This is a genomic window from Hydrogenophaga sp. FG152 (assembly GCF_057809615.1).
In genome coordinates this window covers 190,260-203,905 of record NZ_JBMDKH010000004.1, presented here as the reverse complement: position 1 = coordinate 203,905, position 13,646 = coordinate 190,260, and the positions used below count along the sequence as shown (strand labels likewise).

Annotated in this window: 11 protein-coding genes; 1 reads left to right on the top strand and 10 read right to left on the bottom strand. The window is 67.0% G+C overall.

All coding sequences use genetic code 11. The annotated features are described in order from the left end of the window. Positions 1 to 23: 23 nt before the first annotated feature. The 9 genes from ACODTB_RS07155 to ACODTB_RS07115 form a co-directional block, all read right to left on the bottom strand. Complete coding sequence (locus tag ACODTB_RS07155; protein WP_291116701.1) at positions 24 to 1,934, bottom strand: XrtA/PEP-CTERM system amidotransferase; 1,911 nt, start codon at positions 1,932 to 1,934, stop codon at positions 24 to 26. 1 nt (position 1,935) lies between these two features. Beyond that, a complete protein-coding gene (locus tag ACODTB_RS07150) occupies positions 1,936 to 3,171 on the bottom strand; it encodes a TIGR03087 family PEP-CTERM/XrtA system glycosyltransferase (RefSeq protein ID WP_291116698.1) in 1,236 nt (411 codons plus the stop codon). 21 nt (positions 3,172 to 3,192) lie between these two features. Beyond that, positions 3,193 to 4,245: a FemAB family XrtA/PEP-CTERM system-associated protein gene (locus ACODTB_RS07145; RefSeq protein ID WP_291116696.1), complete on the bottom strand. Its 1,053-nt coding sequence runs from the start codon at positions 4,243 to 4,245 to the stop codon at positions 3,193 to 3,195. Further along, complete coding sequence (locus ACODTB_RS07140; protein WP_291116693.1) at positions 4,238 to 5,101, bottom strand: XrtA system polysaccharide deacetylase; 864 nt, start codon at positions 5,099 to 5,101, stop codon at positions 4,238 to 4,240. The genes ACODTB_RS07145 and ACODTB_RS07140 overlap by 8 nt, the downstream gene beginning before the upstream one ends. Positions 5,102 to 5,117: 16 nt before the next feature. Continuing rightward, positions 5,118 to 6,236, bottom strand: a complete 1,119-nt coding sequence (locus ACODTB_RS07135; protein ID WP_291116691.1) for an XrtA/PEP-CTERM system-associated ATPase — start codon at positions 6,234 to 6,236, stop codon at positions 5,118 to 5,120. 3 nt (positions 6,237 to 6,239) lie between these two features. Then, the gene (locus tag ACODTB_RS07130; protein WP_291116689.1) at positions 6,240 to 7,820 is read right to left on the bottom strand and encodes a TIGR03016 family PEP-CTERM system-associated outer membrane protein; all 1,581 of its coding nucleotides are present in this window, start codon (positions 7,818 to 7,820) and stop codon (positions 6,240 to 6,242) included. Positions 7,821 to 7,842: 22 nt separating this feature from the next. Next, complete coding sequence (locus ACODTB_RS07125) at positions 7,843 to 8,793, bottom strand: XrtA-associated tyrosine autokinase (protein ID WP_291116686.1); 951 nt, start codon at positions 8,791 to 8,793, stop codon at positions 7,843 to 7,845. 15 nt (positions 8,794 to 8,808) lie between these two features. Next, positions 8,809 to 10,365, bottom strand: coding sequence for an XrtA system polysaccharide chain length determinant (locus ACODTB_RS07120; RefSeq protein ID WP_291116683.1), 1,557 nt, complete (start codon positions 10,363 to 10,365; stop codon positions 8,809 to 8,811). Between the two features lie 81 nt (positions 10,366 to 10,446). Continuing rightward, positions 10,447 to 11,082 (bottom strand): XrtA/PEP-CTERM system exopolysaccharide export protein, encoded by a 636-nt coding sequence (locus tag ACODTB_RS07115; protein ID WP_291116680.1) that lies wholly within the window; start codon positions 11,080 to 11,082, stop codon positions 10,447 to 10,449. 255 nt (positions 11,083 to 11,337) lie between these two features. On the opposite strand from ACODTB_RS07115, the gene ACODTB_RS07110 reads away from it, so the two are divergent. After that, entirely contained in the window at positions 11,338 to 12,534 is a 1,197-nt protein-coding gene (locus tag ACODTB_RS07110; RefSeq protein ID WP_291116676.1) for an amino acid aminotransferase, read from the top strand. 101 nt (positions 12,535 to 12,635) lie between these two features. Here the strand turns inward: ACODTB_RS07110 and ygiD are convergent, their stop codons facing one another. Next, positions 12,636 to 13,508, bottom strand: a complete 873-nt coding sequence (ygiD, locus tag ACODTB_RS07105) for a 4,5-DOPA-extradiol-dioxygenase (RefSeq protein ID WP_488929190.1) — start codon at positions 13,506 to 13,508, stop codon at positions 12,636 to 12,638. Positions 13,509 to 13,646: the final 138 nt, after the last annotated feature.

Below are 13,646 nucleotides of genomic sequence, written 5' to 3'. Positions count from 1 at the left end.
CCTGGAAATGAATTCTTGGCCCGTCAGACGGCGGGCGCGCGCTTCTCGTTCTGTCGCAGGAACGCATCGAACATGATCAGCATCCACAAGGGCGTGGAATGGTCGGACTGGCCGCTCAGGTGCTCTTTCACCATGCGCTCGAGCACGGTGGCATTGAAGTAGCCCGAGTCCAGCATGCGCGGGCTCAGCACCGATTCGCGCATGCGCTGCGCCAACGGCCCGCGCAGCCACTTCGCCAGGGGCACCGAGAAGCCCATCTTGGGCCGGTACAGCACGTCGTGCGGCAGCAGCGGCTCGAAAGCCTTCTTGAACACCGCCTTGCCCTCCCCGCCCTGGATCTTCAGATCGCTGGGCAGCGTGGCCAGCCACTCGATGAGCTGGTGGTCCATCAGGGGTTCGCGCACCTCCAGCGAGTGCGCCATGGCGGCACGGTCCACCTTGGTGTTGATGTCACCGACCAGCCAGGTCTTGTAGTCCAGGTACTGGATCAGCGCGAGCGGGTCGTCGGTCTGCGCGCGCTGGGCGTGCTCGCGGAACACCTCGATGGCGTTGTAGCCACCCAGTTCGCGCTGGAACGCGGGCGAGAACAGGCGCGCGCGCTGGTCGGCGCGCAGGTGCGACATGCTGTGGTGGTAGGCCTGCACGCTGTCCATGGCCATGGCCTGGAAGGTGGTCTTGGCGCGGAACATGCGCGGCGCCCAGTCGGCCTTGGGGTAGAGCCGGCCCAGCGTGCCGAACACCGACTGGCGCAGGCCGTGCGGCAGTCGGTTGCGCACGCGCTCCTCGCCCAGGTGCATGCGGTAGCGCCGGTAGCCGCCCAGGCTTTCGTCGCCGCCGTCGCCCGAGAGCGCCACGGTGACGTGCTTGCGCGCCATCTCGCAGACGCGGTAGGTCGGGATGGCGGAGCTGTCGGCGTAGGGTTCGTCGTACAGCCACGCCAGGGTGTCGATCAGGTCGAAGTCGTCGCTCTTGACAATCTCCAGCCGGTGGTCGGTCTGGTAGCGGTCGGCGACCTGCTGGGCGAACTCGGACTCGTTGAAGCGCGGGTCGTCGAAACCGATCGCGCAGGTCTGCACCGGCGTGTCGGACAGGCCGGCCATGGTCGCGACCACGGCGCTGGAATCGACCCCGCCCGAGAGGAAGGCACCCAGCGGCACGTCGGCGATCAGGCGCAGCTTGACGGACTCGCGCACGCGATCGCGCAGCTCGACCTCGGCATCGGCCTGCTCGATCGGGTTGTCGTTGGTGAACTGCACGTCCCAGTACGGCACGGGCGCGGGCTGGTCGGCTTCACCCCGGCGCAGCAGCAGCGTGTGCGCCGCCGGCAGCTTGTGGGCATTGCGGTAGATGCAACGCGGGTCGGGGACGTAGCCGAACGAGAAATAGTCTTCCACCGCCTTCGGATCGATCTCGCGCACGAAGCCCGGGTGGGCCGTGATCACCTTGAGTTCGGAGCCGAAGATGAAACTGCCGTCGGGCAGCCAGGCGTAGTGCATGGGCTTGACGCCCATGCGGTCGCGCGCGAGGAACAAGGACTGCTGCGCGCGGTCCCAGATGGCGAAGGCGAACATGCCACGCAGGCGGTGCACGCAGGCCGTGCCCCAGGCCGACCAGGCGTGCACGATCACCTCGGTGTCGCTGCGCGTGCGGAACACGCAGCCCAGGGCCTTGAGCTCGGGCACGAGTTCCTGGAAGTTGTAGATCTCGCCGTTGAAGACGATGCCCACGCTGGCGTCGGCGTTGAACTGCGGCTGCTGGCCCGTGGCCAGGTCGATCACCGACAGGCGCCGGTGGCCCAGCGCCAGGCCGGGTTCGAGGTGCAGGTCGTCCTCGTCCGGGCCGCGGTGGGCCTGGATGTCGTTGATGCGGGACACCAGCGCGCGGTCGTAGCTGCGCAGACCCTGGGTGTCGAACAGGCCGGAAATGCCGCACATGTCAGTGGGCCTCCTGAACGGTGGCGTTGAGGTGGTGGGGGTCGTCCAGGCAGGCGTCGATGCCGCTCAGGTGGGCCTGCCAGCTGAAGCCTTGCAGCACGAAGCGGCGGGCCTCGCGGCCGAGCGCGGCGGCCTGGGCTGGCGGCGCATCGAGCAGTTGCTGCAGCGCCTGCAGGAAGCCGTCGGCATCCTCGGCGCGCAGCAAACCCTGCGCGCTGCTGGCGCCGATGGCTTCGGCGCAGGAAGGCACGGTGATCACCGCCTGCTCCATGGCCATGGCTTCGAGGATCTTGTTCTGGATGCCGCGCGCCACACGCAGCGGCGCCACGACCGCGGCGGCGTGCTGCAGGTAGGGCCGCACGTCGGGCACGGTGCCGGTGACCACCACATGCTGGCCGGCCAGGGCCTGCACCTGCGGCGAAGGACTGCGGCCCACGATGTAGAAGCGCGCCCGCGGCCAGTGCGCGCGCAGGCGCGGCAGCATGTCCGAGACGAACCAGCTCACACCATCGATGTTGGGCCAGTAGTCCATGGCACCGGTGAACACGATCGCCTGCTCGTTCGCCGCGAACGGGTTGGCGCGCGCGGGATCGGGGGCGAAGAAATCGGCTTCCACGCCGTTGCTGAGGGACTGCACATGGCCCTGGGCCTCGGGCGCGTGCGAGAGAAACAGCGCGGTCTCGTTCGGCGTGACGAAGAAGGAGCGGCGGGCCTGCGAGGCCACCTCGCGTTCGTAGGCCAGCAGGCGTTCGCCTTCGCGCCGGTACACGGCCGACATCGGCCAGCGGTGCGCGGGGGCGTACTGCGTCCACTTGGCCGAATCCACGTCGACGAAATCGACCAGCATGGGCACGGCCGGCGCCAGCGGCTGCGCGTACTGCGCCATGGCGCCCGAGAACACCACGCTGGCCTGCAGTTCATGGGCCTGGGCCACCTGCTCGACCCAGCGCCGCATCCCGGCATTGCGGTAGTAGGCCAGCGTCAGCGCCTCGCCGCGCAGCAGGCCGGTGGCGCTCATCAGCTTGGCCCGGCGCGGCGCGATGCGCTCGACGTGCAGGTCCGGGCACAAGGCCTTCAGCGTGGGCAGGTGCTGCTCGTCGTCGGGGTCGTCGATGAAGGTGCCCAGGAACACGCGGTGCTTCTGCAATAGGTGGCGCAACAGGTGGTACGAGCGCACCTTGTCGCCCTTGTTGGGCGGATACGGAAGGCGGTGAACGAGGTACAGCAGGTTGGCCATGGTGCGTCAAGGTGGCGTCGCTCAGCCCAGATTGCGCACGATGAACGGGCCCAGCCAATTGGCCACGCCAATGGGCAGGCGCCGCCAGGTGGCGATCAGCAGCTTGTACTTGGCGTTGGCCGGGTTGTTCTGCGGAATGCCCTCGCGCTTGTACAGGCGGTACTCGTAGTTCAGCGGCGTGGGCTCGAAGCCCCAGTTCTTCTTGAACGCGTAAGGGCCAGTGCCTTCCTTGCTGCGCCCGTAGTCGAACACCTTGAGCCCGCGCGCGCAGGCCAGGCGCATGAGCTCCCAGTACTTGAAGTCGTTGGCGGCCAGATCGCGGGCGGCCTCGTCGTCGCCCGCGTAGTACGGCAGCACCTCGTCGCGGAAGTAGAAGCTGAGCACGCTGGACAGCGGCGTGCCTTCGGCCGAGCACACGGTGAGCACCTCGGCGTCGGCGCCGAAGGTCTTGAGCAGGGTCTGGAAGTAGCGCTTGGGCATGGCCGGCGTGCCGTGGCGGTGCACGTTGTCGGCGTACAGGGCGAAGAAGCGGTCGACGGTCGGGTCGATGTGCGAGGTCAGGCCGTTCTTGATGCCCTTGCGCACCATCGCGCGCTGCTTGCGCGGGATGGCCAGCATGTTGTCCTCTTCCTTGGGCAGGATGGCCTTGCGGAAGGTGACGTAAAGCTCCTGCACCGGCCAGTCGGTGTGGCGGCGCTCGATGTGGCGCAGCTCCAGGTGGTCGGTGCCGAGCTCGACGGCCAGGCGCTGGGCCTCGGCTTCGAGCGCGGCGGCGGCCTCGGGGGTCGCGGCGGCCACGCCGCCGTACACCGCGAACGGCAGGCCGGTCAGCGCGTTGCCGAACAGGCGGCTGTTGACATGGGCCAGCGGCAGCACGCCCTGGATCTCGCCAGCGGACTCGGCGTAGAGAAAGTAGGTGTCGTGGCGGAAGACGTCGCGGATGACCGTCTGCCAGCCCGCGCGGTGGAAGAACGTGGCCTGGGGCTGCGCCAGGACGAAGGCGTCCCAGCGGGCGACGAGATCGGCTTGGGCGCTGTCGAGGCGGTGGATGCGGAGTGGCGAGGGCTCAGACAACGGGCACCTCTTTGCGCTCGCCGATGAAGATCTGGTCCATGCGGCCCCACTGGAAATCGTCCAGCAGGCGCGCGAGGCGCTGTTCCGTGCGGCCGATGTTGACGTAGTGGCGAAAGCGGGTCTTGAGGTCGATGCCGGCCACGCGCGGTTGCCCGGGGTCGATCTCCCAGGGGTGGAAGTAGAAGATGGCGGATTGCTCGTCCTGCCTGTTCACCTGCTGCAGCATCCAGCGCGAGAGCGCATAGGGCATGAGGCGGAAATAACCGCCGCCGCTGGACGGCAGGTTGCGGTTGAACATGCGCAGCGTGGTCGGCGGCACTTCCATCATGCCGCCGGGCGTCTCGTAGGCGAAGCGCGGTGCATCGGGCATGCCGTAGTGGTCGTGCTTGACGGGGTAGATGCTGGAGCTGTAGCGGTAGCCCGCGCGCTGCAGGGTGTCGAGCGCCCACAGGTTCTTCGCACCGATGGAGAAGCTCGGCGCCCGATAGCCCCAGACGGCTTGGCCGCCCAGGTCTTCCAGCAGGCCCTTGGAGCGCGTGATGTCGTCGAAGAACTCGGCCTCGGTGAGGTCGCTCACCCGCTGGTGCCCATAACCATGGCTGGCGAGTTCATGGCCTTCGCGCACGATGCGGCGCACCATGTCGGGGTAGCGCTCGGCGATCCAGCCCAGGGTGAAGAAAGTGGCGTGGGTCTTCTTCGCCGCGAGCAGCTGCAGGATGCGGTCGATGTTGTGTTCGACCCGGCACTCGCAGCGGTCCCAATCGGCGCGGTCGATGTAGGGCGCCATGGCCGAGACCTGGAAGTAGTCTTCGACGTCGATGGTCAGGGCGTTTTCGATGGGTGCGTTGGATGGCATGGGAACCCCCTTGGGATCAGTTGCTGCCGTTGTTGCGCGACTTGCGGGTGGCCGCGACGATCTTCCTCAAGGCACCGAGGATCTCCAGGCTCACCCGCTCCTGGCGCAGCACGCTGCGCTCCATGCGCAGCAGGCGGGTGCTGAGCTGCTCGGCCGTCACGCGGGTGAGTTCTTCGCCGATGCCGTCCACCACGCCCGGGTCCAGGTCGAGGTCTTCAGGGCCGATGCCATCGACCAGCGAAGGGCGGGGCTCGGCGCCCTCGCCTGCCTTGGGCAGGTGGGCCCAGCGGTCGTCGCTGCCCTGGTGGTCCGGCGCGGGCACCGCGCTCTCGGCGTGCATCTCCGCGACCACCTCGTTGAGCGCATCCAGCGTCAGGGTCGGTGATTCGGACAGGTAGCCCTGCAGCAGCAGGCGGTCGCACAGGGTGTTGATGCGGCGCGGAATGCCACCGCTGTGCTGGAAGATGCCGGCGAACACCGCCGGCTCGAAGACCGGCTTGTCCACCGCGCCGGCGCACTTGAGCCGGTGCTCGATGTAGGCGCGGGTGTCCTCCTCGTCCAGCGGGCCGAGGTGGCAGCGCGCGGTGACGCGCTGGCGCAGCTGCAGCATGCCCGGGCCCTGCAGGATGGTGCGGAACTCGGGTTGCCCGACCAGGAAGGTCTGCAGCAGGGCCTGCTCGCCGAACTGGAAGTTCGACAGCATGCGCAGCTCTTCCACCGCCAGCGGCTGCAGGTTCTGCGCTTCGTCCACGATCAGCAGGCAGCGCTTGCCCTGGGTCGTCTGGGTGATGAAGAAGGCCTCCAGCGCCATCAGCATGTCGGCCTTGCCGGTGCCGCGCACGGGCACGCCAAAGGCCGCGCAGACCAGTTTCAGCGCGTCTTCGGCGCCCAGCTGGGTGCTCACCAGGTGGGCCGCCACCACCGAGCCGTTTTCCAGGCTGTCGAGCAGGTCGCGCACGATGGTGGTCTTGCCGGCGCCTACCTCACCGGTGATGACGATGAAGCCTTCGCCGCGCATGACGCCGTACACCAGGTACGAGCGCGCGCGCCGGTGCGGCTTGCTGCTGTAATAGAAACGCGGGTCGGGATTGAGTTGGAAGGGTTTGCTGGTCAACCCGTAATAGGCTTCGTACATGTATCAGAACCGGTGGGTGACCACGCCCAGGATGGCGGTTTCCTTGTAGGGGAAGGTGCCGCTGTAGAGCGAACGCCGGAGCTGCACGCTGCCGCTGGTGCGGGCGGCCAGGCGCGTGCTGACGCCGAACGTCAAGGTCTTGAGGGTGTTGCTGAACGAGGTGTTGATGCCTTCGTTCGTCTGGCGCGTGAAGGACACGTTGGCCGAGGTCAGCCGCGTCAGGCGGTGGGCATAGGTGACCCGCCAGGCCTTCTCGACAATGTCGGAGGCGATGTTGAAGTCGTCGCTGAGCGTGATCACCGGATTGAGGCGGCGCCCCGTGTTGCGGGCCACGGCCACCACAAAGGCATCGCGGGGACCGAACAGGCCCAGCGAAAGCTCCTGCAGGCGTTGCACCGACGCCGACGAGGTGAGGAAGCCCGGGTTGAGCTGGAAATCGGCCGGCAGGCCCAGGCGCTGCAGCTCGGCATTCACCTGCTGCGCCCGCCGCACTGGATCGGGCTCGTTGGACAGCGCGTCAATCAGGCCATAGAGCGAACCCTGGGACGCACCCGCGGCATCCAGCTGGCTGGTGACCACGTCGCGGGTGTCCACATAGCGCCAGATCGCGCGCCGGCTGCGGTACTCGACCTCGACGTTGTGGCCATTGCCGAAATAGCGGTTGGACCGCTCGGCGAAGACGCGCGTGCGATCGGAGGGCCGCCATTCGACCCCCAGCCCGGTGGAGCGGTACGACTTCATGTCGGGGGTCAGCAGGTCGTTGGACTCCACGCCGAGCAGCGCCGACAGGGTCAGCGTCGGGTTCAGCGCGTAGAACAGCCGGCCATTCACCGCGTCCATGGTCTGCCGCTGTCCGAAGCTGTAGTCGAGCTGCGTGCGACCCGCTTCGAGCGTCCAGCCCAGCGACTGCCCGGTCACCTGACGCGACAGCCGCGCCAGGCCCTCTTCGGAGCTGATGTCGGAACGCAGCCGCGTGTCGGTGCGGGTGGTCTGGTAGGCGTAGCGCAGCTCGTAGTCCACCGAACCCATCAGGCTGCCGCGCAGGTAGGGCGAGAACCGGAAACTCGAGGTCTCCGACAGGTTGTCGTTGCCCAGGGCGTCGATGCTCGGCGACTCGAATGCCGAGATGGCCTGCTGGCCGATGATCCCGGAGAAATCGATGAAGGCGCGGTTGTCCCAGGCCTCGAACGTGCCATTGGTGTTCAGGGACTGCTGGATGTTGTCCTGCACCGTGTTGCGCGCGTCGTAGATGCCGCGCAGCGAGTAGTCGAAGAAGCCTTTGAGGCGCGGCTTGTTGACCACCACGCCAATGCCCGGGCTGATTTCGGTGATCTGCTCGTTCTGGCGGTTCTGCGTGGAGAGATCGCCGTTGTTGGAAAAGCCCTGGCTCACGGAGATGCGGGGCGTCACCCAGATGGCGGGGGGCGGCGCCACCGGCGTCTCCACCTCCACCAGATCCCCTGCGGGACCGACTTCCTGCGCCCTCACCTGGGCATGCAGCGACAGCACGAGCAGGCCCGACAAGGCCTGCACCAGCGTGGCCACCGGGAACGATGTGGGCCGGCGGGATGATCGATGTGTCACTGGGAAACCTCCGTGAACCGATTCAAGCCGGCGTGGTCTCTGAGACCGGGGCGTCACTAGACGCCCCATGCCCGTAGCCGTAGCCGTACCCATAGGCATCCTGATCGCCGCCGTGCACCTGGTTGAGCACCATCAGCTTGATCGGGCACGACTCGATCGTCGTCAGTGCGTGCCGGACCTGGGACTGCAGGGTCTTCTCGGCCTGCACCACCACCACGATCTGGCCCATGTGCGTGGCCAGCACGCGCGACTCGGTGGTCAGCAGCAGGGGTGGCGAATCGAAAATGATGATGCGGTCGGGGTAGCGGTGACCCATCTCTTCGATGAGGTCGGTCATCGCGTCGCTGGCCAGCAGCTCCGTGGCGCGCGGATGCGGCGTGCCGCTGGGCAGCAGACTGAGCTTGTCCACGTTGGTGCGCAGCAGCGTGTCGGACATCTCCATCTGCTTGTTCGTCAGCAGGTCCAGCAGGCCGGGGCCGGGCGGCAGCCCCAGCGTTTTCATGATCGACGGGCGGGACACGTCGGCATCGACCAGCAGGACCGTGTAGTCCAGTTCCATGGCGATGCTCATCGCCAGGTTGATGGCGGTGAAGCTCTTGCCTTCGCCGGGCATGGCGCTGGTCACCATGATGCGGTTGCCATGCTGCACGACCGAGGCCCCCTTGCCGGTGGCATTGGCGATCAGGGGGCGTTTGATGACGCGGTACTGGTCGGCGATGGCGGCGCGCGGCGCGTTCGGCGTGACGAAGCCCGCCTCCGTGAGCCCGGCCAGATCGAGGCGCACGCTCTTGGAGACGGTCTTGGCGGCCTCTTTCATCACGACGGGCGCAGGCTTGGCGGCAGCGGCCACAGGCGCTGCGGTTTCAGGTGGGCTGGCGGGCGCCGCGGCGGCATCGGGCACCGCCGGCATGTCGGCGCCGGCCTGTCGCAGTTGCTCAAGCCGTTGGGCTGCTTTTTCAATCAAGCTGGACATGTTTTCAGATCACCTTCAAAGGCTCGATCGGTACGACAAGGTCACCATACCGATGAGGAACAACACGACCAAGGCCATGATGGCCAGCAGGAAACGCCGCAGGCTTCGGGATTCGCGCCGGCGCATGGCGTCGTTCTTGACCAGGGTCACCACCCCCAGCAGGGGCAGCTCGGTGGCACCGCGCAAGGCCGAGGCATCGAAGAACACCGGGCGCAGCTGACTGACCAGGAAGGTCACGCCAACACCTGCGGCCAGCGCGGCCAGCAGGGCCACGGGCAACAGCAGGGCCCGGTTGGGCGCCACCGGGCGGCGCGAGACCTGCGGCGGTTCGACCACGCGGAAGTCGGCCAGGTTGGAGGTGCTTTCCAGTTCGCCGCTCATCAACACGGTCTCGCGGCGCGACACCAGGTCCTGGTAGTTCTTGCGGTGGATTTCGTAGTCGCGGTTGAGCTGGGCCAGCTCGGCTTCCATCTGCGGCGCCACCTTGAGCTGCTCGCGCAGGCGGGCCGAGCGGCCTTCGTATTCACCGACACGGGCGCGCAGGGACGCCACCTGCACTTCGGCCGAGGCCAGCGTGCGTGTGATTTCCACGATGGCCGGGTTGTTCTCCACCACCGGCGACGTGGGCGAGGCCGCGGCGGCGCGGCGCATTTCGGCGATCTCGCGGCGCTTCTGGTCTTCCAGTTCCTTGATCAGGCGGCGCGTGTTGAGCACGTCCGGGTGCTGGTCCGTGAAGCGTTGCAGCAGGGCGTCCAGGCTGCGCTTGAGCGCATCGATGCGGGAATCCAGGTCGGGCGTGGCCAGGTTCAGCGACGAGGTGTCGGGCGCGGTGCGCGCCATGGCGCGGGCCTGCTCCAGCTGCTTGCGCGCGGCCTCGCGGGCGCTCTCGGCTTCGCGCAGTTCCAGGCGGGCCTGGCTGAGCGTGCTCAGCATCTCGGCCATGCGGCCAGCCACATCGAGACCTCCCTGCCCTTGCATCTCCAGGTTGCGCAGGCGGAAATCCTTCAGGCGGGATTCGGCTTCGGACAGCTTGTTCTCGTAGTTCTTGATCTGTTCTTCGATGAACTTGCGGGCGTTGTCGGAATCGGTGCCGGCGGCGCCCTTGCCCGACTCGACAAAGATCGTCAGCAGCGACTTGACCACCTGCAGCGAACGCTCGGGGTTCTCGTCGCGGTACGACAGGGTGTAGAGGTTGTCGCGCCCCGTCGAGCGGATGGCGAGCGACTTGAACAGGTTGTCCACCAGGGCATCGCGCTGCGCCTTGGTCTGGCCCGCGGTTTCCAGCTGGGCCATCTGCATGAGCTTTTCCACCGTCGGGCGGTTGATCAGCGTGCGGCTGAGCATGGCGACCTGCTGCTCCACATCGGGCTGGATCGCCAGACCGGTCATGAGAGGGCGCAGGATCGACTGGGTGTCGACGTACACCCGCGACGTCGCCTCGTAGCGATCGGGGATCATCAACACGCCAGCGGCACCCACAGCGGCCACGATCCAGGCGATCAGCACCCCGAGTCGGCGGTATTTCCACATGCCCCGCAGGGTGGTGGAGATTTGGTTCAGGAGATCATGCATGCAGAAATCTGTGTGTGACAGCAGAACAGCGAGGAACTGGCTGGTCGCCCGACCAACCCCGAGGCCGACCGGACGGCGGCCTTAGAACCAGCCCTGCGGGATGATGAGAATGTCGCCGGGCAGCATTTCCACGTTGGCGGAAATGTCGCCGCGCTTGACCAGGTCCTGCAGCCGCACGCTGTAGCGCTTGTTGCTCTCAGCGGCGCGCACGATGGTGGCCTTGTTGCCGTCAGCGAAGTCGGTCAGCCCGCCCACCGCGATCATCACGTCCATGACCGTCATCTTCTGCTTGTAGGGCAGGAACTGCGGCTTGGTGGCTTCACCCACCACGCGAATCTGCTCGCTGTAGGGACCGACGAAGTTGGTGACGATCACCGTCACGACGGGATCACGCACGAACTTGCCCAGCGCCTTCTCGACATCGCGGGCGATTTCGGAGGACGTCTTGCCCTGCGCGACGAGTTCGTCGACCAGCGGCGCGGACACCTTGCCATCGGGGCGCACGGGCACCGTCAGCGAAAGCTCGGGGTTGCGCCACACGGTGATGTTCAGCGTGTCGCCCGGTCCCACCAGGTAGTTGTAGTTGGCGGTGCTGGCCACCACCGGCGCGGCCGGCAGGTTGCTGTTGCTCGCGCAGCCACTGACACCCACCAACAACGCGGTTGCAGCGGCGCCAATGGCGAGAACACGAACGAGACCGGAAGTATGTTTTCGCATGACCCATTTCCTCCATGGAACGGTGAAATGTTAATAAAAGTTAACGCCCTTTTGAATATACCGCAGACATGCGGCAATGGAACGCTTGTAAACGGTAACGAATACCCAAACCCTCCTCTGTCATGAGGAAGCGCACGCTTGTGGCGAAAACATGCATGCGAAGGCCGCGACGGGCACGCCATTTGGCATCAGGAACGCAACACGCCCGGCCGCTAAAATGCCGGTTGCTCCCGACCTCAACCCAGGAAACCCAGCATGTCCCTCTTCTCCGCCGTCGAAATGGCGCCGCGCGACCCGATTCTGGGTCTGAACGAACAGTTTGCCGCCGACACCAACCCCAACAAAGTCAACCTCGGCGTCGGTGTCTACTTCGACGACAACGGCAAGCTGCCGCTGCTGCAATGCGTGCAGGCGGCCGAGAAGACCATGATGGACAAGCCCGCCGCGCGCGGCTACCTGCCCATCGACGGCATCGCGGCCTACGACGCGGCCGTCAAGAGCCTGGTGTTCGGCAGCGATTCGGAGCCGGTGAAATCCGGCCGCGTGGCCACGGTGCAAGCCATCGGCGGCACCGGGGGCCTCAAGATCGGCGCCGACTTCCTCAAGCGCCTCAACCCGAACGCCAAGGTCCTGATCAGCGACCCGAGCTGGGAAAACCACCGCGCCCTGTTCACCAACGCCGGTTTCACGGTCGACAGCTACGCCTACTACGACGCCGACAAGCGCGGCGTCAACTTCGACGGCATGCTGGCCAGCCTGAACGCCGCGCAGCCCGGCACCATCGCCGTGCTGCACGCCTGCTGCCACAACCCGACCGGCTACGACATCACCCCGGCCCAATGGGACCAGGTCATCGCCACCGTCAAGGCCCGCGGCCTCACGCCCTTCCTGGACATGGCCTACCAGGGCTTTGGCCACGGCATTGCCGAAGACGGCGCGGTCATCGGCAAGTTTGTCGCCGCTGGCCTGACCTTCTTCGTCTCGACCTCGTTTTCCAAGAGCTTCAGCCTCTACGGCGAGCGCGTGGGCGCCCTGTCGGTGCTGTGCGAAAACGCCGAGGAAGCCTCGCGCGTGCTGTCGCAACTCAAGATCGTGATCCGCACCAACTACTCCAACCCGCCCATCCACGGTGGCGCGGTGGTGGCCGCCGTCCTGAACAACCCCGAGCTGCGCGCCCTGTGGGAAAAGGAACTCGGCGAGATGCGCGTGCGCATCAAAGCCATGCGCCAGAAGCTGGTGGACGGCCTCAAGGCCGCCGGCGTGAAGCAGGACATGGGCTTCATCACCAGCCAGATCGGCATGTTCAGCTACTCCGGCCTGACCAAGGACCAGATGGTGCGCCTGCGCAGCGAGTTCGGCGTCTACGGCACCGACACCGGCCGCATGTGCGTGGCCGCGCTCAACAGCAAGAACATCGACTACGTCTGCCAGGCCATCGCCAAGGTGGTCTGAGCGCTCCCGTTCCAGAACACCGCGGAACCGGCTTCGCCGGGCCGCTGGTGTTGCCGCTGGAAGGGGTGACGGGCTGAAGGCCCGGCGCGGGGTGAGCCTGTCTAGCTCCAGACGACCGAGCGCATGGAGATCGATGCGCCCTGGAAACCGTCGTTGAAGAAGCGCGGTTCCTCCTTGTCGGTCACGGCACCCGCCGTGTACAGCAGCGGCAGGTAGTGCTCCCAGCTCGGGTGCGCCATCTGCGCCACGGCCCCCAGTTGCTGGAAGTCGTTGAGCGCTTCCAGCCGCCCCTGCGCGAGATGCTCGGCCGTGATGCGGTCGAACTCGATCGCCCACTCGTAGGCCTGGTTGTCGGCCGCATCGCGCCGCATGGTGCGCAGGTTGTGAACGATGTTGCCGCTGCCCACGATCAGCACACCCCGCTCGCGCAGCTGCGCCAGCTGGCGGCCGACCGCGAAGTGCTCGGCGGCGGGCCGGCGGTAGTCCATGCTGAGCTGGATGACCGGGATCTTCGCCTCCGGGAACATGGGCTTGAGCACCGACCACGTGCCGTGGTCCAGGCCCCATTCGCGCTCGTCCAGGTCCAGCGCACGGCCGGAGTCCGGCTGCCGCACCGCGGCGCTGATGGCGCGCGCCATGGTTGGCGAACCCGGCGCCGGGTACTGCTGGCCGAACAGGGCCTGTGGAAAGCCACCGAAGTCGTGGATGGTCGGCGGCTGGCTCATGGCGGTCAGCTGCCAGCCGGGGGTCAGCCAATGGGCCGAGATGCAGAGGATCAGGCTGGGCTGCGTGCCCCGCGCGCGCAGTTCCTGGCCCAGGGCCTGCCAGCTGCGGCGCCAGGTGTTGTCCTCGATCGCGTTCATGGGGCTGCCATGCCCCAGGAACAACACCGGCATGCGCTCGGTGGCGGGCAGCGCGGCGGCCAGATCGGCCAGACCGGCGGCGGAGGAAGGGGCGGAGGCCGAGGTGCTCATGTAGGTTCCAAGGGCGGTGACCGCGAGGGCCCCGCCCGCCATCAATAGGGGGCGACGTTGCATGGTAGGGAGCGGACGGAAAAGCCATGGAGCCGGCCGCCCGGCGCGAAGTTCCGTCCGGCAGGATTCTTTCACGAA

Coding starts and splice junctions, on each gene's coding strand:
- ACODTB_RS07155 (WP_291116701.1), bottom strand. CDS start 1,934: ATGTGCGGCATTTCCGGCCTGTTCGACACCCAGGGTCTGCGCAGCTAC.
- ACODTB_RS07110 (WP_291116676.1), top strand. CDS start 11,338: ATGTCCCTCTTCTCCGCCGTCGAAATGGCGCCGCGCGACCCGATTCTG.
- ACODTB_RS07135 (WP_291116691.1), bottom strand. CDS start 6,236: ATGTACGAAGCCTATTACGGGTTGACCAGCAAACCCTTCCAACTCAAT.
- ACODTB_RS07115 (WP_291116680.1), bottom strand. CDS start 11,082: ATGCGAAAACATACTTCCGGTCTCGTTCGTGTTCTCGCCATTGGCGCC.
- ygiD (WP_488929190.1), bottom strand. CDS start 13,508: ATGAGCACCTCGGCCTCCGCCCCTTCCTCCGCCGCCGGTCTGGCCGAT.
- ACODTB_RS07150 (WP_291116698.1), bottom strand. CDS start 3,171: ATGGCCAACCTGCTGTACCTCGTTCACCGCCTTCCGTATCCGCCCAAC.
- ACODTB_RS07140 (WP_291116693.1), bottom strand. CDS start 5,101: ATGCCATCCAACGCACCCATCGAAAACGCCCTGACCATCGACGTCGAA.
- ACODTB_RS07125 (WP_291116686.1), bottom strand. CDS start 8,793: ATGTCCAGCTTGATTGAAAAAGCAGCCCAACGGCTTGAGCAACTGCGA.
- ACODTB_RS07120 (WP_291116683.1), bottom strand. CDS start 10,365: ATGCATGATCTCCTGAACCAAATCTCCACCACCCTGCGGGGCATGTGG.